At 62.5% G+C, this 25,070-nt stretch carries 17 protein-coding genes; 2 read left to right on the top strand and 15 right to left on the bottom strand.

Annotation, left to right across the window (positions count from 1 at the left end; all coding sequences use genetic code 11):
* Positions 1-4: 4 nt before the first annotated feature.
* The 5 genes from U5A67_RS18010 to U5A67_RS17990 all read right to left on the bottom strand — a co-directional run bounded on the left by U5A67_RS18010 (position 5) and on the right by U5A67_RS17990 (position 10,720).
* Positions 5-1,639, bottom strand: coding sequence for a TolC family protein (locus U5A67_RS18010; protein ID WP_321815544.1), 1,635 nt, complete (start codon positions 1,637-1,639; stop codon positions 5-7).
* Positions 1,636-8,901 carry a DUF4347 domain-containing protein gene (locus U5A67_RS18005; protein WP_321815543.1) on the bottom strand — a complete coding sequence of 2,422 codons (7,266 nt, stop codon included), beginning with the start codon at positions 8,899-8,901 and terminating at the stop codon, positions 1,636-1,638. Before U5A67_RS18005 ends, U5A67_RS18010 begins: the two co-directional genes overlap by 4 nt.
* Positions 8,902-8,950: 49 nt before the next feature.
* Positions 8,951-9,562 (bottom strand): phage tail protein, encoded by a 612-nt coding sequence (locus tag U5A67_RS18000; protein WP_321815542.1) that lies wholly within the window; start codon positions 9,560-9,562, stop codon positions 8,951-8,953.
* A gap of 64 nt (positions 9,563-9,626) precedes the next feature.
* A complete protein-coding gene (locus U5A67_RS17995) occupies positions 9,627-9,995 on the bottom strand; it encodes a DUF6916 family protein (RefSeq protein ID WP_321815541.1) in 369 nt (122 codons plus the stop codon).
* Between the two features lie 164 nt (positions 9,996-10,159).
* Positions 10,160-10,720: a GNAT family N-acetyltransferase gene (locus U5A67_RS17990; RefSeq protein WP_321815540.1), complete on the bottom strand. Its 561-nt coding sequence runs from the start codon at positions 10,718-10,720 to the stop codon at positions 10,160-10,162.
* Between the two features lie 405 nt (positions 10,721-11,125).
* Here U5A67_RS17990 and U5A67_RS17985 point away from each other — a divergent pair, with 405 nt between their 5' ends.
* A complete protein-coding gene (locus U5A67_RS17985; RefSeq protein WP_205981084.1) occupies positions 11,126-11,425 on the top strand; it encodes a hypothetical protein in 300 nt (99 codons plus the stop codon).
* Positions 11,426-11,468: 43 nt separating this feature from the next.
* Here U5A67_RS17985 and U5A67_RS17980 read toward each other — a convergent pair whose 3' ends face one another.
* The 10 genes from U5A67_RS17980 to U5A67_RS17935 all read right to left on the bottom strand — a co-directional run bounded on the left by U5A67_RS17980 (position 11,469) and on the right by U5A67_RS17935 (position 23,821).
* Positions 11,469-12,596 carry a porin gene (locus tag U5A67_RS17980; protein WP_321815539.1) on the bottom strand — a complete coding sequence of 376 codons (1,128 nt, stop codon included), beginning with the start codon at positions 12,594-12,596 and terminating at the stop codon, positions 11,469-11,471.
* Between the two features lie 188 nt (positions 12,597-12,784).
* Positions 12,785-13,489: a response regulator gene (locus U5A67_RS17975; RefSeq protein ID WP_321815538.1), complete on the bottom strand. Its 705-nt coding sequence runs from the start codon at positions 13,487-13,489 to the stop codon at positions 12,785-12,787.
* A 9-nt stretch (positions 13,490-13,498) separates the two neighbouring features.
* Positions 13,499-14,869, bottom strand: coding sequence for a sensor histidine kinase (locus tag U5A67_RS17970; RefSeq protein WP_321815537.1), 1,371 nt, complete (start codon positions 14,867-14,869; stop codon positions 13,499-13,501).
* Positions 14,870-14,957: 88 nt separating this feature from the next.
* The gene (locus U5A67_RS17965) at positions 14,958-15,812 is read right to left on the bottom strand and encodes an ABC transporter permease (protein ID WP_415767874.1); all 855 of its coding nucleotides are present in this window, start codon (positions 15,810-15,812) and stop codon (positions 14,958-14,960) included.
* 52 nt (positions 15,813-15,864) lie between these two features.
* A complete protein-coding gene (locus tag U5A67_RS17960) occupies positions 15,865-16,662 on the bottom strand; it encodes an ABC transporter ATP-binding protein (protein WP_205980717.1) in 798 nt (265 codons plus the stop codon).
* Positions 16,663-16,725: 63 nt separating this feature from the next.
* Positions 16,726-17,757: an ABC transporter substrate-binding protein gene (locus U5A67_RS17955; protein ID WP_415767865.1), complete on the bottom strand. Its 1,032-nt coding sequence runs from the start codon at positions 17,755-17,757 to the stop codon at positions 16,726-16,728.
* 340 nt (positions 17,758-18,097) lie between these two features.
* The gene (locus U5A67_RS17950) at positions 18,098-19,378 is read right to left on the bottom strand and encodes a cytochrome c (RefSeq protein ID WP_321959730.1); all 1,281 of its coding nucleotides are present in this window, start codon (positions 19,376-19,378) and stop codon (positions 18,098-18,100) included.
* Positions 19,375-21,144 carry a GMC family oxidoreductase gene (locus tag U5A67_RS17945; RefSeq protein WP_205980715.1) on the bottom strand — a complete coding sequence of 590 codons (1,770 nt, stop codon included), beginning with the start codon at positions 21,142-21,144 and terminating at the stop codon, positions 19,375-19,377. The genes U5A67_RS17950 and U5A67_RS17945 overlap by 4 nt, the downstream gene beginning before the upstream one ends.
* A gap of 46 nt (positions 21,145-21,190) precedes the next feature.
* Positions 21,191-21,907 (bottom strand): gluconate 2-dehydrogenase subunit 3 family protein, encoded by a 717-nt coding sequence (locus U5A67_RS17940; protein WP_205980714.1) that lies wholly within the window; start codon positions 21,905-21,907, stop codon positions 21,191-21,193.
* Positions 21,908-22,030: 123 nt separating this feature from the next.
* Positions 22,031-23,821: a methyl-accepting chemotaxis protein gene (locus tag U5A67_RS17935; RefSeq protein WP_415767864.1), complete on the bottom strand. Its 1,791-nt coding sequence runs from the start codon at positions 23,819-23,821 to the stop codon at positions 22,031-22,033.
* Between the two features lie 477 nt (positions 23,822-24,298).
* On the opposite strand from U5A67_RS17935, the gene U5A67_RS17930 reads away from it, so the two are divergent.
* Positions 24,299-25,057, top strand: coding sequence for a YkgJ family cysteine cluster protein (locus U5A67_RS17930; protein WP_321815534.1), 759 nt, complete (start codon positions 24,299-24,301; stop codon positions 25,055-25,057).
* The last annotated feature ends 13 nt before the right edge of the window (positions 25,058-25,070 follow it).

The raw sequence follows: 25,070 nt of genomic DNA, 5'->3' as shown, positions 1-25,070 counted from the left end.
TGCTTCATTGCTGCGAAACTCCTGCTGCTGCCGCTGCGGTGGTGGTCGGTCCCGGTTGCGCAACGGGCGGCACGCCGCCATGCGCAAGCAGATCCCAACGCTTCTGTTCTTCGCCGATCGATTCCTTGAGCGAGGCAATATCGTGTCCGCGCACGTTATCGGGCACCGGATCGAGGCCGAGCGTCGCCAGCATCTGCCCATAGGCGCTTTCCAGCTCGCCATAGCTTTGATAGAGGCGCAATTCGGACATCATCGCGCTCGTCGCCACGCGAATTTCCTCGAGCTTGCCCTGCGCATTCGCCAGCGTCGCATTGCGCGTGTGCTGGAGAATCTGCTGATCGACATCGTTGAGCTGTTTGAGCAGCACGAACTGGCGCTCCTTCGCACCCAGTTCGCTGCGCGCCACGTGCACCTGCGTGAGCACCGCCATGCTCAGCGCCATACGCTGCGTTTTAGCGACTTCGAGTTGCGCTTCGGCCGTACCGTGAATCGCCTTGTAATTGAGCAGATTCAGCAGATTCCAGCTCACGCTGATACCGGCCGCGCGCCACGCGTTATAGACAAGGAAGCTGTTGCTATCGTAATGGCCGCCGAGTTCGAGCTCGATACCCGGCAGCATTTTCGCCATCGCCTTGTGCGTTTCATTGACGCTGATGCGCTCGTTATAGCCCGCTTCAACCAGCTCAGGGCGACGTTGCAGCGCCATGTCTTCCATCTGCGGCATGGCCATGTCGAACTGCGGCACCGCGAAATCTTCGGTAGCCGCCAGCGTGTAATCCTTGCCCGGCTCCAGATTCATCAACGAGGCCAGCCGCGGCTTGGCTTCTTCGAGTTGATCGCGCACGGCTTCGAGCTGACGCATCAGGTCGAGCAGCGCGTGCTGATAGTTGAGCGTATCGATCGGCGAACGCAGCCCTTGTTGCTGCGTCGCGCGCGAATCGTCGAGCGCCGCGTGCGCCTGATCGAGCAGCGGCCCGATACGATCGCGCAGACGCTGTGCGCCCACCGCCTGCCAGTAGGCTTCGCGCACCTGCTGCATCATCAGTTGCACGACCTTGCGGCGGCGCTGTTCGAGCACCAGCACGCGGTCGGCCTGCTCCTTCGCTTCGTAATAACTCACGCCGAAGTCGAGCAGATTCCACGAAAGCGTGAGATCGGCCGTGCGATCGTTCTGATCGGTCGAGTACGACGGAATCAGCGACTGCTCGTTCGTGTACAGACCTTGCGACGACGAAGCGAGCGGATGATTACGGTTCGTATAACCGGCCTGCGCCGTGAGTTTGGGCAGCAGATCGAAATTCGACAGATCGAGCTGACGCTGCGCGAGCGCCTCTTCCATCATCTTCAGCCGATGATCGAGGTTGTAGCGGATCGCGCGCGCCATCGCTTCGTCGAGCGAGATCGGCCCTGTCACGGGCTGCTGGTTCGCGAACATCGACGTGCGGTCGGCCTGCGCGGTTTGCGCGCGTTCGGCGTCGGTGAACGGAGTGGGCTTGATCGCACAGCCCGACAGCCACAACAGGGCGACGGATACCGCGACCAGCGTGGGGCGCGGTGCACGCACCGCAAGCGACAGGGATTTCACGACAGTTGATCTCTTTTCCAGGATTGAAATATCGCTAAGGGACCGCGCGTTCATGCGTGCTGCCCTGACGCGGTGGGTTGTGCATCGTGAGCGGCCGTCTGCGCCGCCAGCGGGTGCGCCACATGCAGCGCCGCGTGCGCACTCGCGAACTGCGCGGCGAGCGACGGCTTGGCCAGCGAAGCGTGCGGCGCGGGCTTCGCGCCCGGGCTCTTGTGTGACGGCGCGGCCTTGTCCGCCCGGGCATCGTGCGCGCTGTGTCCGTTGTTGCCTGCATCGAGCGAAACCACGACTTCGCGGCGCGTGACATGACCGAACGCATCGCGCACCGACACCATCACGCGCACCTCATGCACGCCCTTGGGCGGCACGCCGCTCAGTTCGCCGCTTTGCGCGTCGTAGTGCAGCCACGCGGGCAACGGTGCGCCATCGGCCTGCGTGATCGCCGCATTGGTTGCGGACGCATCGATCATGCGCATGCCGTGGTTCGCCGTCATCGACATCAGCGAGAGCGCGAATGCGCCGTCGGCGTGCGTGAGCACCTGCACCTGCAATACCGGCAGCCATTGCGCGGAGTCCGTGGCGTCGCGCGCATCGGCGGGCAGCAGCGAATCGAGCGCGTCGACGTGCGTGTCGCCCAGCGAGCGGCCGTGCACGCCATCGACCGTGAACGTATGGCTCGCGGGCACCACCAGCGTGCCGACGTCCGCGACCGGCGCGAGCGAGTCGAGCACGATGAGCGGATTCGACACGCCGTCGTTATGGCCGCTGTCGTCGTTGGCGATCAGCGGATTCGCAAACGGCGTGCTCACCGGCGGCGGCGCGAACGACGGCGTCACCGGCGGCCTCACCACGGGCGGCTGCGGCAGGATCGGCGTGCCGACCGGATCGGCCACGCCCGCGATCTGCACCGTGCGCGTAGCGGCTGCGCTGGTGGAGTTGGCGTCGCTCACGGTGAAGGCGATCGTGCGCGTGCTGTCGTGGCGCTCGGCCTGCGTATCGCGATAGCCGATGCTGTTGAGCGCCGCCTGCCATTGCGCCAGCGTCGCCGTGCCGCTCGCCGAAGTCAGCTTGAGCACGCCCGTGGCGGCGTCGTAGCTGCCGGTGATATCGCCGGTTGCGGCGCTAGAGGTGAAGATCAGCAGATCGTGCTGCGCGTCGAACGTGCCGCTGAAAGCAATGCTCGCCGACGTCGGCGGCGTGGCGTTCAGATCGGTCAGCGTGATGCCCGTGCCGATATCGAGCGCCGGGGCCTTCGCACTGGCCGTATACGTGAGCGGAGAACCGTCGCCGGCGCTCACGATCAGCGTCTGATGCGTGGCCGTGACGCTGACCGCGCGCGCGATGGTTGCGCTCGACTGCGTGCCGTCGCTCACGCTGAAGCTGATCGTGCGCGTATCGCTGTTGGGCACGGAAGCCGTATCGGCGAAATACACCGAGCGCAGCGCCGCCTGCCATTGCGCGAGCGTAGCCGTGCCGCCAGCCGACGTGAGCGTGAGCACGCCTGTGGCGCTGTCGTATGAACCCGCGATATTGCCGGTCGTGCCGTTGCTGCTATCGGCGATGAAGCCGAGCACGTCTTCCGCGCTATGCAGATTGCCGGTGATCGCCACGGTCGCGCTCTGCACCACGTTGCCGAGCGGATCGGTCAGCGTCAAACCGCTGTCCACGGTCACGTTCGCGCCCGCTGCGTTGTCGCCGCCAACAAACGTCGCGCCGACGCTGCCCGTGCTCGTGAGCACCGGCGCGGAACTGCGCACGTCGATCGTATAGCCCAGCGCCGTGCTGGTTTTGGTGCCGTCGTTGGCGGTAATCGTCAGCGTGCGGGTGCCGGCCGTCACGCTCGTGGTGGTCGAAAACTGGATGCCGTCGAGGATCGCGTCCCACTGCGCCATGGTCTTGCCGCCCGACGCCGTGATGACCAGTTCGCCATTGGCCGTGTTGAAGGTCACCGAAAGACCCGTGCCCATGGTCGCGGCGTTGTAGTTCAGCGTCAGCGTGTCGCCGCTCTGGAAGCCCGAGGCGAAATCCACCGTGATGGTCATCGGCAGCGAGGGCGTGGTCAGGCTGTCGCGGTCGCTCAGCGTCATGCCGCTGTCGATGTTCTGCGCCGATGTGCCCTGCAGGTACGAGATGCCGCTTTGCGTACCGGTGAGCACCGGCGTCTGGTCCGTATCCACCACGCTCACGATCTTCGTCACCGTCACGCTGTTCTTCGTGCCGTCGTTCACGCTGAAGGCGATCGTGCGGTCTGCGGCGTCCGGCGTGATCGCGGTATCGGTATAGGTCACCGAGCGCAGCGCGGCCTGCCATTGCGCGAGCGTCGAAGCGCCCGCAGAAGAAAGCGTCAGCACGCCCGTGGCGGCGTCGTAGCTCCCGCTGATGTCGCCGAAGCTGCCCGCGCCCAGCGCCAGCACATCCTCGCCCGCGTGGAAATTGCCGCTGATGGCCACGGTTGCGGAACTCATCGTCGGGCTGTCGAGGTCGGACAGCGTGATGCCCGTGTCGATTGCCACCGGCGTGGAGGCCGTGTTGTCGCCCGCCGTGAAGGTGGTCGATCCGCTGCTGGCCGCGAGCAGCGGCGTCTGGTCGGTGCCCACCACACTGACGTCGCGCGTCCAGGCCGTGCTGGTCTTCGTGCCGTCGCTGACCACGAAGCTGATCGTGCGCGTCGCGCTGCTGGGCGTCACCGCCGTATCCGTGAAGGTGAGCGAGCGCAGCGCCGATTGCCACTGCGCGAGCGTGGCCGTGGCGCCATTCGACGAGAGCGTGAGCACGCCCGTGCCCGCATCGTAGACGCCGACGATATTGCCCATCGACGAGCCATCGTTCACGAAGCCGATCACATCGCCCTGGTTATCGAAATTGCCGATCGAAACCGTTGCCGATGCCAGCGTGCTGTTATCGCGGTCGCTGAGCGTGATGCCGCTGTCGATCGTCACGGGCGTGGAGGTCGCGTTGTCCGCCTGCGTGAAGGTCACGCTGCCGTTCGAGCCGCCGATGAGCGGCGTCTGGTCGGTATCGCTCACCTGCACGCCCACGGTGTAGGCCGTGCTCGACTTCGTGCCGTCGCTGACCGTGAAGGCCACGGTGCGCGTGGAGGCCACCGGCGTCACCGCGCTCGACGTGTACGTGATCGACTCCAGCGCATTGCTCCACTGCGCGAGCGTCGCAACCGCGCCCGACGAAGTCAGCGTCAGCACGCCGGTTCCGGCGTTGTAGCTCGCCACGATGTTGCCGAACAGCGACGTGTTGGTGTTCGTGAAACTCAGGATGTCGCTGTTCTGGAAGTTGCCGACGATGCTCACGCTCGCCGAAGCCAGCGTGGTGTTGTCCAGATCCGAAAGCGTCAGGTCGCTCGCGAGCGTCACTGGCGTGGACGTGGTGTTGTCGGCCGCCGTGAACGTCACGTTCGCCCCGCTGCCGCTGAGGACCGGCGTCTGGTCGGTGTCCGTCACGGTCACGGTGCGCGTTGCGACCGGGCTGGAGAGCGAGCCGTCGTTGATCTGGAAGCTCACGGTGCGCGTTGCGGGATTCGGCGTAACGGCCGTGTCGGTGTACATCACCGAACTCAGCGCCGATTGCCACTGCGCGAGCGTGGCCGACGCGCCATTCGACGACAGCGTGAGCACGCCCGTCGCCGCGTTGTAGCTGGCAGCGATATTGCCCATCGTCGAGCCGTCGTTGGTGAACCACAGCACGTCTTCGCCCGCCTGGAAATTGCCGGTGATCGACACGGTGGCGCTCGCGAGCGTGCTGCTCAAGGCGTCGCTGAGCGTCAGCCCCGAATCGATGGTGACCGGCGTGGACGCGGAGTTGTCGCCCGCAACAAACGACGCCGATCCGCTATCGGTCGTCACCATCGGCCCGCTCGCCACCACGACGTCATGGGTCAGCGCCGCGCTGCTTTTCACGCCGTCGTTCACCGAGAACGAGACCGTGCGCGTGCCGCCGCTCGCCCCGCTTGCGGTCGAGAAACTCACTGCGTCGAGCGCGGCCTGCCATTGTGCGAGCGTCGCCGTCGCGCCCGAGGAAGACAGCGTGAGCACGCCCGTGCCCGCGTTGTACACGCCGACGATGTTGCCGAACGAGCCGGTGTTCACGTACGACAGCGCATCGCCGTTCACGAAGCCCGACGAGATCGAGATCGTGGCCGTAGAGAGCGTCGTGTTGTCGAGATCGCTCACGCTCAGCCCGCTGTCGATCGCCGTGGCCGAAGCGCCCGCCACATACGAAGTCGAGCCGCCGCTGTCGCTCAGGAGCGGCGTCTGGTCGGTGTCCGTCACGGTGACGGTGCGCGTTGCGGTCGGGCTCGACTGCGAGCCGTCGTTGATCTGGAAGCTCACGGTGCGGGTCGCCGAATTCGGCGTGACGGCCACGTCGGTGTACGTCACCGAGCGCAGCGCCGCTTGCCACTGCGCGAGCGTGGCCGAAGCGCCCGTCGACGACAGCGTGAGCACGCCCGTCGCCGCGTTATAGCTGGCGACGATATTGCCCATCGTCGAGCCGTCGTTGGTGAACGACAGCACGTCTTCGCCCGCGTGGAAATTGCCGGTGAGTGCAACCGTCGCGCTGGACAGCGTCGTGCTCGCAGCGTCGCTCAAGATCAGACCCGAGTCGATGGAAACCGGTGTGGACGCAACGTTATCGCCCGCCACGAAAGCCGCCGAACCGGAATCCAGCACGATCGACGGACCCGCCGTGACGGCCACCGTGCGATGCAGCAGCGCACTGGACTTCGTGCCGTCGCTGATGCTGAACGTGACGTCGCGCGTGCTCGAAGTCGTGCTCGTCGACGAACTGAAGCCGATGGAATCGAGCGCCGCCTGCCACTGTGCGAGCGTGGCCGTCGCGCCCGCCGACGACAAGGTCAGCACGCCGCCCGTATAAGCCGCGCTGATATTGCCGAAGCTGCTGGCGTTGGCCGTGAACAGAAGAATGTCGCCGCTCGTGTAGCCCGAGGCGATGCGGATGGTCGCCGAAGCGAGCGTGGTGTTATCGGCGTCGCTGAGCGTCAGCGCGCCGTCGAGCGTCACGGCGCTGCCGCCCGCGACATAGGACGTGCTGCCGCCGCTGTCGGCGAGCAGCGGCGTCTGGTCGGTGTGCTGCACCGTGACCGTGTGCGTCGAGGTCGTGCTGGTGTGCGTGCCATCGTTCATCGAGAACGAGATCGTGCGCGAGCCGCTCGCGTACGCCGAGGTATCGGTGTATTGCACCGATTGCAGCGCCGCCTGCCATTGCGCGATGGTGGCGTTGCCGCTCGCCGAAGTCAGCGTGAGCACGCCGGCGCTATAGCTGCCGGCGATATCGCCGGTCGAGGCGCTGGTGGTGAACGAAAGCACATCGCCAGTGGCGTCGTAGCCGCTCGTGATCGAAACCGTCGCGCTGTGCGCGGTGCTGCTGAACGGGTCGCTGATCGTGATGCCGCTATCGACCGTGACCGGCATGGAGGTGGCGTTATCCGCCTGCACGAACGTCGTGCTGCCGCTGCCCGAAGTCAGCGAGAACACCTCGGTCAGCGCAACCGTGTGCGTGACGGTGTTGCTGTTGGCGTAGCCGTCGTTCACGGCGTAGGTGACGGTGCGATTGCCCGCGGTCGCGCCGGTCGAGCTCGAAAACGTCACGGCGTCCAGCGCCGCCTGCCATTGCGCGAGCGTCGCGGTATTGCCGGAGGACGAGAGCGTGAGCACGTGCGTCGAGCTGTTGTACGTGCCCGAGAGGTTGCCGTACAGCGATGCATTCGTGTTCGAGAAGCTCAGCACATCCGAATTCTGCGCGCCGCTGCTGATCGTCACCGTGGCGGTTTGCGGCGCGAGGCCGTTGGCATCGGTCACGGTAACCGTATTGTCGATGACCGTGGCGCCCGAGCCCGCCGTGTAGTTCGTCGTCGCGTTGGTCGTATTGGTCAGAACGGGCGCGGGGTCGCTGTACACCATGCGGCCAAGGTTCAGCACCATGTTGCCGCCCGTGATCGTGATGGTGCTGGCGTTGGCAAACGAACTGTGACCGGCGAAGCTGATTTCTTCTGCGGTGTATAAGTCGTTGCTGTTGATGACGATGGCGTCGGCCGTGTTGCCGTCGGCGGTAATCGTCACGTTGGCGTCGGCGAGCACGTCGATGTCGAGCGTCTCCAGATTGATATGCTTGCCGCCCGCGAGCGAGATCGTGACCGAATTGACGCCGCCTACCCCTTGCGTGTCGATAATCAGCGCGCCGGAGTTTGCGCTCGCCGCGGAAAGCGCCTGCATGTAGGGGTCCGTGCTCACGGCCGTTTCCACCGCCACATTGGTCGTGTAGGTGATGCCGTCCAGCGTGAACGAGGTCACGCTCGAATTGGTATCGAAGGACACGTTGAAGTTCTCGACGCTTTGCGCGAGCAGGCCGTCGTATTGCCGCTCGGCCGCCGCCGAAACGATCACGTCGGTGTGCACGTCGCCCACCTGATATTCGAGCGTCCAGTCGCCGCCGAGCGCGCTCGCGCCGGTCGGGTCCGTTGAGGCCGCAACGTTCAGGTGCGTGAGCGCCGCGATCTGCTGGACCAGCGCCTGGCCCGATGCGTCCTGCGCCACGTCGCAGCCGTAGATCAGGAAATCGCCGCCCGGTTTCATCGCCGCGCCGATCGCGGAAAGCTCCGCGCTGTACTGCGAGAGATCGCCCAGATTCAGCCATGCCGAACCGGCCTGGATTTCGCCATCGGCGCCGTGCGAGATCAGGTGAATCGCGCTCACGCCCGAATGCGTTTGCAGGTATTGCGCGATCTGCGCGAAGCCGTCGCTATTGGCGTCGAGAATCACGACCTGCGTGCCCGTGGGCAGGCCGGTGAGCAGCGACTGATAGTTCGCCACGCCCGGATCGACGAATACCACCTGATGCGCGCCGCTGGTGTCGCGCGTCGTGACGGCCGCTTCGAGTGCGGTGACGGTGGCGGCCTGGGTCGTGTCGGTGGTGGCGGTTGCGCTGCTCGCGGTGCTGCTGGTCGCGCTGTTATTCGTGCCGTCCGTGGTGCCGCTCGCGGTCTTCGCGGGCTTCGCGCTGGACGCCTGCGACGAAGACGACGAAGACGACGCATCGCCGGTCGCGGTGCTCGTGGTGTTCGTCGTGGCCGGATGCGTCTCAGCCTGGCTGCGATGCGCGCCTTCGTGCGCATGCTCGTGCGCCGCTTCATGCGTATGCGCTGCAGGCGCCGCCGCAGCCACCGAGGCGTCATACACCACACGCGGTTCGAGAGCCAGCATCAGCGGCGCAGCGGCAGTGCGCGGCGTACGAACGACTGCGCTGGTGTTCCAGCGCGCCAGGATCTGTTTGACGATCTTCTTCATGACGATGACTCCACGCGCGAACCGCGACGGCAATACGAGTGACGCGTGCTTAACCGCGCGAGGGGAAAATCCCGTTCAGCGAAATAATGAAATTCACGCCCAGATACGGGTTGCGCAGGCCAAGCGGCAGGCTCTGTCCGGTGGGCTGCACCGTGACCGTCGGCGCACTGGCACTGACCGAAACGTTGAAAGGCTTGAGCGTGACGTTGCCGTCGCCCGACACATAGAAGTTGCTCGTGCGCCCGCCCGAACTCACGGTGCCCAGCACGGTGTTGCTGCTCGGCTCGCCCTGCAGGCCCGTGGTGGCCGTCGAAGCCGGAATGTTGACCGGCGCCGTCATGGGCGCTCCCGGCGTCGCCGTGGCCTGGTGCGTGTGCGCCGGCAGTTGCGCCTGCGTGAGCGTGACGTTTTCGGTGCCTGCAGCCTCGCCGAGTTCGATCGCCGACAGCCCCAATCCCTGACCGAAGCCCACCGGCGCGCGGCCGCGCAGATCGGGCAGACCGAAGGTCTGGATGCCATTGCCGCCATAGGTCGTGCCGAGCAACGCGAACAGCGCCTGGTTCTGCGTAATCGACATCTGCTGCCCCTGGCAAAACGCCCAGCCTTGCGGTGCGAAATTAAAACCCACCATACGAATTTCACCGATGAACGGATCGGACATGCTGCCTCCAGAAAAAGTGGTTAAGACATGCAGGAAAAACGGCGGACTGTGCCGGGCAACTTGCCTAGCAGGCTGCGTCCGCGTTGTGGGCCGCTTCGTTTGCGGGTTGGGAATTCGAGGTGGGTTTCTCGCGATGCACGATCGCGCAGAGCACGCCTGCGCCGCTTTTCATCGGCATGATCGGCGTGGCGAACAGCATCCACATGTGGCCGTTATCGGCGATAAAACGGTAGGTATCCTGCGCAAGCTGAATCTGGGGAGGAAGTTCGAAGTGCGCGCTGTAGCATTCGTACCCGTCGTTCATGGGCACGCCTTCCGGTGCCGCGATAAGACGCGTCTGCACCAGCGCGAGCGCCGCCTCGTCTGCCGAGGCCAGCGTAAAGATATGGCCGAGCGCAGCACGCAGCTCGGCATGAGTCGGTATATCTGACACGGCGCCCCCCGGCGGTCGGCGCGACAAACGGCGTATTCCACGCCGCCAGCCCTGCGCGCCTGCATTCTCTCAGTTCGATACGGCGTCTTTATCAGCGCCGGACCCTTCTTGTGCTCTTGCTTCTGTTCCTTCTTGACCGGTTTACGACCGGTTGTCATTATTCTTTAGTAATCCTGCTCGATTGGGAACATCAACCCCGAGTGAATTTCATGCGGGGCGCAGGCGCGCCGCATCGATTCATAAACCCCGTTTTCACCCGTCTTCACGAAACCCAGCCGCTGGTACAGACCGCGCACGGGATTGTCGCGTTCGACATGCAGGCTCACGGCGCGGCGTTGCTGCCACGCCTGCGCCAATACCGCATGCATCAGCTGCGTACCAAGACCGCCGCCGCGCCACGCCGGCAGCAGTGCAATATCGATCAGGCGCCATTCACCGCCCGTCGGCTCCTCGCGCAACGCGTAATAAAGCCGGCCGACGGGCACGCCATTCAATTCGACGATATTGAAACGACCGTTCGGATAATGTTGCCGGTAATACTCGTGCTGTAACTGAAACTGCTGCCGCAAAACCTCGTCGATGCGCTCGGGCTCCCAACCGCTGCGCGCGAATTCTTCTACACGCGTGCTGACGAACACCTCACAAAGGAAATCCCGGTCGGCCGCCGTTGCCGCGCGCAGCGCCAACCCGTCGGCATCAAAGGCCTGGCGGGCGGTGCTTGCCATGATCGAGAGGCTAATCGTGCTAGACATCGGGATGCCTGTTCACGCCCTTTTTGTAAGGTATACAAACGATTGGTAAGACATTTTGCGCCGGAATTGTAGTCAATTGTTAATTGACCAACAACCAGAAAGTCATCGGGCGAGATGAGTAGAAACCCCAATATTGATGCTTAAACCGCTATTCATGCGCCGTAGTTAGTAAGGAATGGCAAATGGCGCGTCACAGGTTTAGTGAGGATTAAAAAAGTTAGATCGAGTGCGCAAACGAATGTGCAAACGTTTGCATGCACGCTCGCGCGTTCCGATCCTTTATTTCAATGCAAGATAGATTTTCCGGATTCAGGCTGGCGCGGCGAGGCTCGCTGATTGAACATGGATCACCCCACCACTTCACCCCGGGAGCGAGCCATGAAGTTTCATCCGATGTATGCGATTTTTGCCTGCGCGGCGGCGCTCTGGAGCACCGGCAGTTTCGCAGCGGCACCGCAGTCGTCGTACTCGACCGAGGTCCATCTGTCGAGCGGCAAGGATCTGATTTGCGGCGTCAACCAGGCCGCGCCGGCGGGCGGCGCGGTGTCGCTCACCGCAGGAGAGCAGGCGCAGGCCGATGTGCTGGCCACCCAGCGCCTGCGCCTGTTAAGCGGGCCGTCTTCGCCTTATCCTTCGGCGTACACGGCGCCGACCGTGGCCTGCGCGAGCATGAGTTGAGGCTCGGCAAGCGGGCGCGCGTGCGCCTTGATCGACGTGTCGCTTAGAAGCGCGTACGCACGCCCGTGGTGACTTCGACCTGATTGGTCGCGCCGTAGGTCGAACCCACGGTATAGCCGCCGTGCAGTTTCATATAATCGCCTGCCAGATAGACTTCGGTACGTTTGGACAGGTGATAGAACACCGACCCGTATAGCGTCTCCTTGAAGCCGTTGTGCAAACCGCTGGTGGGATCGAAGGCGCCGATATTGGCATTCGGAATATCGCCATCCGCGTTATAGGCCGCGTTGTGCGTGCGCATCTGCTGATAGCCCAGTTCGTAATCGAATGCGCCCTTCGGCACGAGTTTGAGCGAGACGGTCCACGCATTGTCCTGGCGCTGGCCGAGCGAGCCCTGATTGCCCCAATAGCGGAAGTAACCGGCGTTGGCGCGCACCATACCGAACGTGTAATTGCCGCCTACCGAGAACGCCTGATTCGTGAAGCCATCGCGATTCACATGGCTATAAAACGTGGACGCGGTATAAGCCGGGCCGTTGTAGCCCAGCGCGAATTGATAGGTTGAATTGCTGCCGAAACTCGTCGAATTGCCGAATGCGTAGCCAGCGCTGGCAAAGATGCCATTGTCGAACAGCTTCTTCCACGCCACGCCATTGTTGTAGCGCGTGCCCGTTGCGCTCCCCGCGTAGAAAATCATCTGCTTGAAGTTATTCGCGTTGGTCCAGCCGCCCTCTTCCGTCGTCAGCTTGGCATTGCCATAGGGATCGCCGTAAATCGCCGATACATCCCGCGCAATGGTGTTCTGGAAACCGGCCGTGAATTTACCGAAGCGATCGTCCTGGAGCCCCACCCACGCATCGCGATCGAACAGTTGGCCGGGGTCTTCCATCTGCCCGTCGCTCACGCGATATTCGCTTTCGAGCCGGAAAATCACCTTCGTGCCGCCACCGATATCTTCTGCGCCCTTGAGGCCCCAACGGCTGCCGCTGAACCACGGTTCGCCGCCCAGACCCATCCCGACTACGTGATTACCGGCGGCGTCCGCGTGCGTCTGATAGGTGGGCACGCTCAGATCCAGCAGGCCATAGAGTTGAACGCTCGATTGGGCGTGCGCGCTGCCTGCCGCCAATGCGCCAGCCGCCACGGTCAGTGCGAGATGTTGTTTCTTCAAGATTGTCTCCTCAGAGTGCTGCGTTGAAGTTCTGATGGTTCCGCTGCGAACGCAGTCGGTTGCTTGCCGGTTTTCGTCGGCTTGCACCGGCTCGTTCTGCGTTCAACGGATGAGACGAATCCTAGAGGGTTGAATCCTTCGCGCTCCTTTCCCGCATCCTTTGGAGGCCTAAGTGAATTCACCAATACTTAGGCGCTTTCGATACGTTCGTGTTCGTGTACCGGCACGGCTTTCGCGCGCAGGATATAACCCAGGCCGCGCAGCGTCATGATCTGCGCGCTCGAATCCGCAAGATGCTTGCGCAGGCGGTGAATATAGAGGTCGATAGCATCGGCGCTCGGTTCGTCGTCCATGCTGAAGATACGTTCCATCAGCACATGTTTGGAGACGGTTTTACCTTGCTGAAGCATGAGCGCCTCGAGTATCGAATGCTCGCGGCGACGCAGGTTCAGCACGGTATCGTGATGGCGGAATTCGCGCGTATCCGAAACGTATTCCAGATCGCCGCAAGTCAGACGCCCCGACTTCTCGCCCGTTTGCCTGCGCACCAGCGCCTTGATGCGCGCCACCAGTTCGCGGCTATCGAAGGGCTTGACCACGTAATCGTCCGCGCCCGCGCTGAAACATGCCACCTTGTCGTCGATCGAACCGTGCGCCGTGAGCATGAGTACCGGCACGTTATCGCGCCGCCTTCGCAGACGGTTGAGCACGTCCTTGCCGCTCATGCGCGGCAAGCGCATATCGAGCAGCACGACGTCGTAGCGCTGGGTATGCAGCACCGAATCGGCGGCTTCACCATCGGCTACTGCATCCACGGTGAATTGCTCGGCGCGCAACAGATTGACGATCCAGTGCGACAGTTCTGCGTTGTCTTCCACCAGCAGCAGTTTCATGTTCTCTCCTCACTCACGCCAGAGCGGCAAACGCACGGTCACAATCAGTCCGACGCGCGCCGCGCCGGATGCGATCGTCACCGATCCACCATGCGAGCGCGCAACCTGATGCACGATCGCAAGTCCCAGCCCCGTGCCTTCGGTATCGTTCGCCACGCGATAAAAGCGCTCGAATACATGCGCGCGCGCTTCGGCCGGAATGCCCGGTCCGTTATCGATCACCTGAAGCACCGCTTCGTCACCTTCGCGGCGGCATAGCGCCGTCACGCTGCCGCCGCGCTGCGTATAGCGGATTGCGTTATCGATCAGATTGGAAGCCAGCGACGCGATCAATCCCGCATTGCCCGCTACGCTCACGCGCTCGTCGAGTTCCGCGCCCAGATCGATATCGCGATGCTGCGCGGCCTGAATCAACTCTTCGAGCACGGACGACAACACCGCGGCAAGCGACACGCGCGTCGCAACGCCCGGCGACGCCATCGATTCCGCCTGCGCCAGCAGTAATAACTGACTCGTTAATTCAGCCATTTTCTGGCTGGTGCGATGTACGCCCTTGAGCGCGGCGGACAGCGCCGGGTCGCGCGCGTCGCACTGGCTTGCGAACTGCGTTTGCGTCGCCAGCAGCGTCAGCGGCGTGCGCAGTTGATGCGCGGCATCGGCAATAAACTGGCGTTGGGTCGACGCATGCACTTTGAGACGCGCAATGCACTGATTGATCGCATCGACAATCGGCCTGAGTTCCGAAGGCAAATGATCCGGGCGAATCGGTTCGAGTTGCGTGGGTTCGCGATCGGCAACGTCGTCTTTTAGCCGCATGAGCGGGCGCAATTCGAGTGTAAGCCCGAGCGGTACGAGCAGCATGACGAGCGCGAGCATCAGCCCTTGCCGCAAGAGTTGCGGCCGCCACAGCCCGTCGATCATGGCCTGGCGCGAGGCCATCGTTTTACCGACGATAACCGTGACGCGTTCGGCATGACCGGAATCGTAGAGCAGGCGCTCGTAGGCCACGGCGCGAATGGGCATGCCGGCATAGCGGCTGTCATACCAGGCGGGCAATGCCAGGCCCGCAGGCGGCGCGGGAAGATCGGGCGCGCCCACCAGCAAACGCCCTTTGCCCGCGAGCACTTTATAAAAGACCTGATCCTGATACGGCGATTCGAACAACTCCAGCGCGGCGGGCGGAATCGTCGCAATCAACGCACCGTTATCCCAATCGACATCTTCGATAATCGTGCGCGCCGAAGCCAGTAACGCACTGTCCTGCAGCAGATTGGCGGTCTGTCGCGCGGCATCGTAGGACACGCCGCCCGCCACCAGCACGAAAGCCGCCAGCGGCAGCAACAACCACAACAGCAAACGCGCACGCAGGCTATGCACCATGTCACGCCCCCCATACAAAGCCGTCCCGCGTTGGACGCGGGACGGCAATTGCCGTTCTTCTCTTTTCTGCACGACCGTTATTCGAGCATCAGAATGCGGCGGGCCGCCATCTCAGCAAACGCTTTTCAAGTGCGCTCAGCAGATAATCCGTTGAGAGCGCAACCACTGCGAGGACGATCATCGCGGCGAACACGCCACTCGCATTGAATGCGCCTTGCGCCGTTGAAATCAGCAGGCCAATGCCCTGCTTCGAGCCGAGGAATTCACCCACTACCGCACCGACCAGCGCAAAACCAAAGCTCACATGCAGGCTCGCCAGAATCCACGAGAGCGCCGATGGAATCACAACCGACGTGGTCACCTGGCGACGCGACGCGCCGAGTATCTGCGCGTTTGCGATCATGTAACGATCCGCTTCGCGCACGCCCTGAAACGCATTGCCGAACACCACGAAGAACACCATGACCACCGCAAGCGCGACTTTCGATGCCATCCCCAGGCCAAGCGCAATCACGAACACCGACCCCAGCACGACACGCGGAATCGAATTGGCGACCTTGATATAGATGCTGAACACGTCCGAGAGCAGCTTGTTGCGGCCCAACAGCACGCCGCACACCACGCCGCCAGCAGCGCCAATCAGAAAGCCCAGCACGGTCTCTTCCAGCGTGACCCACACCTGCAACAGCAGCGGCCCTTGCGAAGTTCCATTCTGAAACCAGTCGACGATCTGCAGATAGATCAGCGAAGGCATCGAGAAGAAGAACGGATCGATCCACTTGTGGCGTCCCGCGAGTTCCCAGCCGCCAAGCACGACAACGAGCACAAGCACGCGCAGGCCGATCACGAGCGCATGACGCTGCCGTATGCGGCGTTGTGCGAGGCGCTCGATCTGCGCGAGCGCATGGCCATCGAGCGACGCATTGGATGGCGACGCGGACATATTCGGTGAAGGCATGGATGCAGTCATGGGCGGTTTCCGGAGTTCAAGCGTGTCAGGCAATTTGCACCTCTTCGCGCAGGTCATGCCAGATATCGCGGGAGATTTCGATAAAGCGCGGTTCGTAGCGGATTTCCGAAGTAATGCGCGGGCGCGGCAGGTCGATTTCGTAGACCTTCTTGAGCGTTGCAGGGCGCGCCGTCAGCACGAACACGCGGTCGGCCAGCGCAATCGCCTCTTCGAGATCGTGCGTGACGAACACCACCGATCCCGTGCCGCCCCACAGTTGCAGCAGTTCGTCCTGCATCAGCGTGCGCGTCTGCATGTCGAGTGCCGAAAACGGTTCGTCCATCAACAGGATTTCGGGCCGGTTGATGAAGGTCTGCGCGAGCGCCACGCGCTTGCGCATGCCACCCGAGAGTTGATGCGGATAATGCTTGCCGAACTTGTCGAGACCGACGCGGCGCAACCACGTATTGGCTTCGTCGTAGGCCGCGCTCTTCGAGCGGCCGCGAAACAGCGGCCCCGCCGCCACGTTGTCGAGCACCGAACGCCACGGGAATACCGCATCGGCCTGAAACACAAAGCCGATGCGCGGATCGATGCCGTTCACGGGCGCGCCCATCACGCGGACTTCGCCCGCAGTCGGCTTGAGCAGGCCCGTAATCATGCTGAGCGTGGTGGATTTGCCGCAGCCGGTCGGACCGACGATCGCGACGAATTCGCCTTGCGCAACGGCCATGCTGAAATCGCGCAAGGCGACCGTCGCCTTGCCGTCCGGCGCGATAAAGCGGCACGACACCGAGCGAAACTCGATCGCAGGCGTGGCGGTGGAAGTTGGAGCTTGCTTCATGAAAGGCATCTCACGATAGATCGGGCGCCACGACGGGCGCCAAAGCCGCGCTACGCGACGCAGTTATTTCGCAGTGACGAAGTCGTTCGTCCACGTTCTGGCGAGGTCCACGTGCTTGCCCTTCACCGAAGGATTGAAGCTCGCGAGCACTTTGAGCACTGTCGTAGGACCGTCGGCGGGCATCTTGCCGTCGGACGTATACATCGGCAGCGAAGCCTTCAGGGCGCTCACATAAAGCGTCTTGTCCTTCTGATAATCGTCGGGCATCTTCGCGGCGATCTCTTCCGCGCTATGCGTGTGGATGAACTGCATCGTGCGCACGAATGCATGCGCGAGTTTCGCGGCCTGCGCCTTGTGCGTAGCGGCCCACGCATCCTGCACATAGAGGCTCGCGGCAGGATAAGTGCCGCCGAGCGCGGCGCGCGTGCCGTCCAGCGTGCGCATGTCGACCAGCACCTTCGCATCGCCGGACTTTTGCAGCGCGGAAACCGTGGGCTCCGTGGTCATGCCCGCATCGATACGCCCTTGCTTGACCGCAGCGATAAAGCTTGCGTCCGCGCCCACCGGCAGCATGGTGTAATCGGTCGATGCAATGCCGTGCTGACCCGCCAGATACTGCGTGAGAAAGCTCGTTGACGAACCCAGCCCCGTCACGCCCAGCGTTTTGCCTTTGACATCGGCCATCGATTTAACGCTCTCGGCGGATTTCGACGACACCATTTCCACTTCGCCTGGCACCTGTCCGAATACGACAATTGCTTTGACATCCTTACCTTTAGTCTGAAGGTCGATAGTGTGATCGTAGAAACCCACCACGCCCTGCACGGCGCCCGCCAGCAGTTCGTTTTCCGCATCCACGCCGGCGGGCTGCGAAAGCAGCTCCACGTCCAGCCCTTCATCCTTGAAATAGCCTAGTTGCTCGGTCAGACGCGCGGGCAGATAGATCAGCTTGGTAATCCCGCCCACCATGATGGTGATCTTGTTGCTGGCGTCATCGGCCGCGCGTGCGTGCGGCGTGGCCATGGCGAACAGCAGGCCGGTAGCGAATGCAAGAGCAGGCATAGCGCGGCGCCACGCGCGAGAAGTGGTTTGCATCGACTGTCTCCATTATTGTTGGCCTGCAACACGATGCTGCCGGCTCTCGATTAATGAAAGGCATTCTAGCGATGCGAACCCTTCTCGCTGCTTTCGCAAAAGCCCCTGAAACATGCGGGATTTCCATGAGTCGCAGGGTTTATTCAGGCTTTTTCTGTTGAATGACAATTGTTGTTATTCAGTGCAATGCAGCATGGCCGCACGAGGCATAGTCAGGCTTAGGGAATCCTTAAGGTCAAAAAAAAGGCCGGTAGCCGAAGTCACGGTCAATCGACCATGCTTCCTGCTACCGGCCTGCCGGGCTAACGCCGGATTTAAAACCCGGCGTTATATCGCTGCGTTATTGGTCTGCCAGCGCTGCACGCACCTTGCGGACTTCGCCCGCGTCGACAGCCGCCGCACGATTCGACCAGCCGCTGCGCACGAACGTAGCCAGCGCGGCCACTTCATCGTCATTCAGGCGAGCCGCGAAACCGGGCATCGGCAAGACCGAAGGCGCCTTCGCCGTGGAAGGCGTTTTCGCGCCCGCGAGCATCACGTGCAGCAGCGCATCGGGACTCGACGCATTGACGATGCTTGCGCCATCCAGACGCGGGAACACACGCGGCGCGCCGTTGCCATGTACGAAGTGACACGCGCTGCAATTGTCGAGATAGAGACGCTCGCCCAGCGTGAGGTTCTTCGCCGCCGTGAGATGCGCCGCCGTTTCGCTCGCTGAAGAAGGTGCGCGCGCAACGGTCTGCGCACTGCCCAGACTCTGCAGATAAGCGGCGATTGCGTTCAGATCGGCGTCGTTCAGATGCGAGGTGCTGTTGTACACCACCGACGTCATTTCGCCTGCCACCGAAGCCTGGCTATTACGCCCCATCTGTAGATAATCGACGATATCCGCGCGCGACCACTTCGCGATGCCACGCAGCGGCGGCACGTTCCAGCCATTGAGGCTGCCGCCCGCAAGATAGCGCGCGTCGCTGCCATCGAAGGCCTTCTCGTTCATCGCGATACCGCGCGGCGTATGGCAACTGCCGCAATGGCCCAGGCCTTCGACCAGATAAGCGCCACGCTGCACTTCAGCGTTCGCGCCTTCCGGTGCCACGAAAGGCTTGTCCGATGAGAACGCCCAGTTCCACAGCCCCATGCCCCAGCGCTGGTTGAACGGGAAGCTCAGCTTCGTGAGCGGAGCAGGCTCGTCGCTCGGCGTCACGCCCTGCATGAAATAGACGTAGAGCGCATGCACGTCTGCGTCGGTCAGCTTCGCATACGACGGGTAAGGCATCGCCGGATAGAGATTCGTGCCGTCCGCGCGAATGCCCTTGCGCAACGCATTCGCGAATTGCGCTTCCGTGTAATGGCCGATGCCGTTGCGCGTGTCCGGCGTGATATTGGTCGAGTAGATCGTACCCAGACCGCTCTTGATCGCGAGACCGCCCGAATAGGGCTTTCTGCCTGTCGTGCTATGACAGGCCATGCAATCGCCCGCACGTGCGAGGTATGCGCCGTGCTGAATCAACGCGGCCTGCGCGTCCTGGGTCTGTCCTTGAGCATGCGCCGCGGCCATGCCCATGCCTGCTGCAACCGTCATGATTGCAGCCGTCAAAGTCTTGAATAGTTTCATGGTCATGCTTGCACGAGCGGGCCGGGGTTCTTGAGGTACTGCTCCTTGATCGCGCGCGCGGCCATCAGCGTGATCGCGCCAATCGTGGCAGTGGGATTCGCCTGGAAGTTCTGCGGGAACGCATTGCCGCCCGGCACGAAGACGTTGTGCACGTCCCAGCTTTGCAAATAGCGGTTCAATGCGCTGGTTTCCGGCGAATCGCCCATCACCGCACCGCCCACGTTGTGCGTGGACACATACTTCGTGATATCCCAGTGCGAATCGAGCGACAGGAAGCTTTCCGAATAACTATCCGGGTTCAGTTCCTTTGTGACGTCCAGCACGATCTTGCGCAGATGCTGCTGCAATTTCAGTTCGTTCTGTTTCCAGTCGAACGTAATACGCAGCAGCGGCTGGCCCCACGGGTCTTTATAGTTCGGATCGAGATCGACGTAATGATCGCGGTACGACATGCAGCTCGTCGTGATGCTGATCTTCATCGAATGGCCGTACCAGTCCTGCATGCCCTCTTTCCAGCCCTTGCCCCAGGCAGGCGTGCCATGCGGCAGCGCGGTGCCGATCGGTGCGCCCGAAGACTGCGAACTATGAATCTTCGCGCCGCCGATAATCCCGAGCGAAGGCCCGTCGAAATTGCCCGGCGAGACATCGTTGAACATCTGACCGGTCGCGCCGGCCGTGGCAAACGGATTGAAATTCTTGTCCTTGAAGAACAGCGTTGCGCCGCCATTACTCAGGAATGCGTAGTTACGGCCGATCGTGCCCTTGCCTGTGACCGGGTCATAAGGCTTGCCGATACCCGAAAGCAGCATCAGCCGCACGTTCACGAACTGGAAGCCCGCCAGCACGACGATCTTCGCGGGCTGGAACACTTCGTTGCCGTGCTCGTCCGCGTAGGTCACGCCCTTCGCGGTCTTGCCGTCCTCGTGCAACTCCACGCGCAGCACATTCGCGTTGACGCGGTACGAGAAGTTGTCCATGCGCTTGAGCGCATCGAGCACCGCCGTTTGCGGCGAAGCCTTCGAGAAGTTCAGACACGGATACTTGCTGCAGAAGCCGCAGTAATTGCACGGCGCGATCTGGCAACCATACGGGTTCGTCCATGCGCGCGAAACGTTCGCGGAAGGATTCGGAAACGGGTGATAGCCTAGCTTGCGCGCCGCCGTGGCGAACATCGACGTATTAAGCGTGTCTTCCAGCGCGGGCAGCGGCGCAGGATTCGAGCGCGGCCCTTCGAACGGATCGCCGCCTTCCATGATCTTGCCGCGCAGATTGCCGGTATTCGCCGAGAGGCCGCAGACCTTGTCGAAGAAGTCGTAATACGGCTCGATTTCGTCCCACGTGAACGGGAAGTCCTGCACCTGCATGCCTTCTTCGAGCTGGCCTTTCTTGTAGGCCTGATCGGCGTAAGTCTTGAGCTTGAGGTCGGTTGGCGTCGGACGGATCAGCACGCCGGTCCAGTGCAGACCCGAACCGCCCACACCCGTGCCAGGCACAAAAGCGCCCCATTTGCGGGTCGGCAGCGCGGTGTCGTTAGCCGAATGCCGCACGGTCAGCGCGCCATCGCGCGGCGTGACCATGACCTTGTTGCGCACGGCGTAAGCGTATTGATCGGCGGGCTTCGGGTACGCGAAGTCGCTATTGCTGCGGTCCTCGCCGCGCTCCAGCGCGCGCACTTTCAGGCCCGCCTGCGCCAGTTCCATACTCATGAGCGAACCGGCCCAGCCCAGCCCGACGACCACGACGTCTACGGCGTCATTAGTGATGTTTGCCACGTTATTCCTTGAATCTGTCTGTCTTCAGTCGATCGGCAGCACCGCGTCAGGCGCGCATGCCGGTGAGGCTCACGGGGCCGAGCGGGTATTTCACGTTATGTTGCGTGACCCACTCCAGAAAGCTCGCGCGTGCGCCCGGAAAGCCAATCGCAATCCACGCTTTCATGCCTTTATTGCCGCCGTAAATCGGATCGGACAGATAGCCGTTTTTCGAATCCGAAAGCATTTCGCCAAAGAACTGACTGCCTTTGAGCGCCGGTTCGCCAAACTGCGCGAAGTCGATCTCATTGGCCTGCATGGCCTTGAGTGCGGCGTCCTGCTTGTCTGCATCGAGTTCGCTGAAACGCTTCTGATGCTGCTGCTCGCACCATGCGTCGACGGTCTTGATACCGCGCTGATAAATCTCTTGCGGCGTATAAGGCAATTGATAGCCGAGCGTCGGCGGCGCCTTCAGATCGAAGGGGCCTTGCAGATAGATTTCGTGGCCGAATTCGCCGTGCAATTGCTGATCGATAAAGATCGGCACATTGGTTTCGAGTGCGCCGGGGCCGCGGCCATCGGCGGGAATCAGGCGATCGCAGGCTGCCAGCACGAAGCGCCATTCATCGGCGGAAAAGAATGCCGGGTGATAGGCCGCGAGGTCAGGCGCGGCGATTTCCGCAACCTGCGCAGCGCTCATGCCATGCACGGCGATGCCCAATGCGGGCAACGCGAGCAAGGAAGAAACAAGGAATTTTCGTCGTGAGAATTGTGGGGACGACATGATCGAGCCGCTCCTTATTATTTGTTTGAATCTGCAAAGCGCACGCCATACGGCGGCGGCGCATTGTAGGGGTTGTGCCGAACAGTGCGCGGGATACGCAATCGACACCCCGCGCATGCAGGCTTAGAAGGTTTCCCAATCCTGATCGGCGTTCACTGCCGCAAGAGCAGTTTCACGCGCGGGGGCACTGGCTTGCGGCTCTTTGGCCGCTTTGGCGAGCTTTGGCTCGCGCGGTGCGGGCGCTTTGGCTTTGGAAGCCACGGGCGCACGGCGCGGCGCGGCGGGCGGCGTAGATGCGGTTTGCACTGCCGCTGGCAACGGCGCGGGCTGGACAGCATACGCAGCCTGCGAGGAAAGGCTGAACACCGAAACAGCCGTGCGCAAACGCTCGGCCTGATCTTCCAGCGACTTCGACGCAGCCGCCGCTTCTTCCACCAGCGCCGCGTTCTGCTGCGTGACCGTATCCATCTGCCCCACCGCCTGATTCACTTCGGCGATGCCGGTGCTCTGTTCCTCGGCAGCGGCGGAGATTTCGCTGACGATATCGGAAACATGGCGAATCGACTGCTTGATCTGCGCCATCGCCGAGCTGACTTCCGAAGCCTGGCGCGCGCCGCCATCGATTGCCGTGGCCGAAGCGCCGATCACCTCCTTGATCTCCTTCGCCGCTGCCGCCGAGCGCTGCGCGAGGCTGCGCACTTCGCTGGCCACCACCGCAAAACCGCGACCCTGCTCGCCCGCACGCGCGGCTTCCACCGCCGCGTTGAGCGCGAGAATATTGGTCTGGAACGCGATGCCTTCGATCAGCGTGGTGATATCCGCAACCTTGCTGGAATTCTCGCTGATACGCGACATGGTGTTCACCATGCCTTCGACGGTCGTTGCGCCCGCATCGACCACTTCGATGGCCGTGGTCGTGAGTCCCGCAGCCTGACGCGCGTTTTCAGCGCTCTGGCGCACCACGGTCGTAATCTGCGTCATGCTCGAAGCGGTTTCTTCGAGCGAGGCGGCCTGCTGTTCGGTGCGCGCCGAAAGATCGGTATTGCCAGCGGCAATTTCGCCCGAGGCCGTCCGTACGCTATCGGTTGCATCGCGAATACCGCGCACGGTGCTGGCAAGCTGATCGCGCATCTGGCGCAGCGAATGCAGCAGGCTGGTGCGATCGCTCGCCGCCGTGTCGATCGGCATGTCCAGACGGCCATCGGCGATATGACGGGCAATCTCCTGCGCGTAAGCCGGTTCGCCGCCAAGCTGGACGAGAATGCTGCGCGTGATCAGCACGGCAAAACCCACTGAAATCACGAGGCCAAATAGCGAAGCCGCAATCAGGGTATTGCGGCCCGCGCTATAGGTGGAGCTCGCTGCGGCGGCCGTAGCGGCGGCGCGGCTTACTTCGTAATCGCGGAACTTGCCGAGCACATCGGTCCAATCGGAGAGTGCCGGGCCGGTCTGCTTCGAGAGCATTTCAGGTGCGCCCGGGTCGGCCTGCATGCCGAGTTCGGCGTTCTTCTTGACGAGCGGCTCCGCTACCTGACCAAGCTGGTCGATCTGCGCGATGAAATCGCGCTCGCGCGCATCCGTGGTGTCGCTCTGCGCAAACAGGGTCTGCATGCGCGTCATGGCGTCGTGATAGTCGCCCAGCTTTTCGTCGACGTTACGCTTTTGCGTTTCCATGTCGGCGGGATCGTGCGCGACGATCAGGCGTTGCATCGCCAGCGACGCGCCCTGCGCCTTGCCCAGCGCGCGGCCAAGCAGGCCGATCTGCGCGGTGCCGACGTTGAGGCCCGAATAGATAACCGTATTGAGCGAATGCAGGACGAACAGTGCCGAGCCCACCACGACGGCGAACAGCACCAGCAGCGCACCGAAACCCACGGTGAGGCGCGTACCCACCCTAAGTCGCGAAAGTTGCATAAGAGACAAACCCCAAGAATTAAAAAATTGTCTCTTCCGTTTTACTGTCGCCACCTGGACCAAGGTGCTGTCGTTCTTGTTAGCCGATGCGCGGCCGCTGTTACGTGTCTTTTATCTGTCTGGCGCGCGCATCGCTTGCCACGGCGCGGCGCTTGTATCAGCGCTCGGCTCGTTTTTCCCTACCACTTCTCACCGTGACAGGCGCAGTAACGGCATTTGAAAGTAAAACTTTAGTTAAAAAGCCGCACGAGTGAGTTTTATTGGATCAATGTGACGGCCGTGTGAGCGATGAGCGCAATTAAATCGCGCTGTAAAGCTTGCGTAAGCCATGCGGGAAGGCTGACAAAACTGTAATTCGAAAACCCCAAAGTGGCCCCAATCCGCCCCACTGCTCCTTACATCGCCTTACCCCGAGCCGCGCTATCGTTCAGTCTGACGCGCCAATCGCTCCAGGCGCGATGAAAAGGATTCCCACCGTTGGACAGTACCCATTTCGATTGCACGAGTTGCGGCAAATGCTGCACCGATCTGCGCCTGCCGCTCACATTTGCCGAAGCGACCCGCTGGATCGAACGCGGCGGCCAGGTCGACCTGCTTTGCGAAGCGATTCCCTGGCCAGCCGAGCCCGACGCGAGCAACGCCTACGCCGCCTATAAGCGCGCACGCACCTTCGCGGCCATGAGCGGCGAATTGCCGGTGCGCGTGGGCATTACACTGGCCGCGACCTTTTCCGGCCCGTGCCCGAATCTCGGCGCAGACTTGCGTTGCGGCATTTATACGGAGCGGCCGCTCGTGTGCCGCATCTATCCCGCCGAAATCAATCCGTTCTACGCGATGAAGCCGGAATTCAAACTCTGTCCCGACGAAGCGTGGCAAGCGCCCACGCCGTTTGCCGTCGATGGCGTGCTGATGCAGGCCGACACGCGCGATGCGATCGACGCGAGCCGACGCGCGGACGAAGCCTCGGTCGAGATGAAGCGCGCGCTTTGCGAACGTCTGGGTCTTCAGCACGCATCGGTGGCCAACGAGGGGTTTGTGGTCGCGTCGCCCGAACGCGAGCGCCTGCTCGCGGCGCTGCTCGATGTGCAGCAGGACGCGCGCGAACCTGCAGCGCAAACAGTGTGGACGCTGGTGTCGAACCGGCGCGCAACCGTGGACACGCTAATTGAAGTGGGTGCGCGTGGCACCATGGATAACGATGCGAATCGCGAAGGCTGCCATTACATCGGCTTATAAGGCCAGGTCAGGC

This window comes from Paraburkholderia sp. J69-1, from assembly GCF_905220255.1.
In the GTDB taxonomy this organism is placed as follows: domain Bacteria; phylum Pseudomonadota; class Gammaproteobacteria; order Burkholderiales; family Burkholderiaceae; genus Paraburkholderia.
The sequence above is the reverse complement of the archived record's forward strand: the minus strand, read 5'-3'. Positions and strand labels throughout refer to the sequence as shown.

Excerpts from the sequence above, each read along its gene's own strand:
- U5A67_RS18010 (WP_321815544.1), bottom strand. The coding sequence starts at position 1,639 with ATGAACGCGCGGTCCCTTAGCGATATTTCAATCCTGGAAAAGAGATCA.
- U5A67_RS18005 (WP_321815543.1), bottom strand. The coding sequence starts at position 8,901 with ATGAAGAAGATCGTCAAACAGATCCTGGCGCGCTGGAACACCAGCGCA.
- U5A67_RS18000 (WP_321815542.1), bottom strand. The coding sequence starts at position 9,562 with ATGTCCGATCCGTTCATCGGTGAAATTCGTATGGTGGGTTTTAATTTC.
- U5A67_RS17990 (WP_321815540.1), bottom strand. The coding sequence starts at position 10,720 with ATGGCAAGCACCGCCCGCCAGGCCTTTGATGCCGACGGGTTGGCGCTG.
- U5A67_RS17985 (WP_205981084.1), top strand. The coding sequence starts at position 11,126 with ATGAAGTTTCATCCGATGTATGCGATTTTTGCCTGCGCGGCGGCGCTC.
- U5A67_RS17975 (WP_321815538.1), bottom strand. The coding sequence starts at position 13,489 with ATGAAACTGCTGCTGGTGGAAGACAACGCAGAACTGTCGCACTGGATC.
- U5A67_RS17970 (WP_321815537.1), bottom strand. The coding sequence starts at position 14,869 with ATGGTGCATAGCCTGCGTGCGCGTTTGCTGTTGTGGTTGTTGCTGCCG.
- U5A67_RS17965 (WP_415767874.1), bottom strand. The coding sequence starts at position 15,812 with ATGTCCGCGTCGCCATCCAATGCGTCGCTCGATGGCCATGCGCTCGCG.
- U5A67_RS17960 (WP_205980717.1), bottom strand. The coding sequence starts at position 16,662 with ATGAAGCAAGCTCCAACTTCCACCGCCACGCCTGCGATCGAGTTTCGC.
- U5A67_RS17955 (WP_415767865.1), bottom strand. The coding sequence starts at position 17,757 with ATGCAAACCACTTCTCGCGCGTGGCGCCGCGCTATGCCTGCTCTTGCA.
- U5A67_RS17950 (WP_321959730.1), bottom strand. The coding sequence starts at position 19,378 with ATGACCATGAAACTATTCAAGACTTTGACGGCTGCAATCATGACGGTT.
- U5A67_RS17940 (WP_205980714.1), bottom strand. The coding sequence starts at position 21,907 with ATGTCGTCCCCACAATTCTCACGACGAAAATTCCTTGTTTCTTCCTTG.
- U5A67_RS17935 (WP_415767864.1), bottom strand. The coding sequence starts at position 23,821 with ATGCAACTTTCGCGACTTAGGGTGGGTACGCGCCTCACCGTGGGTTTC.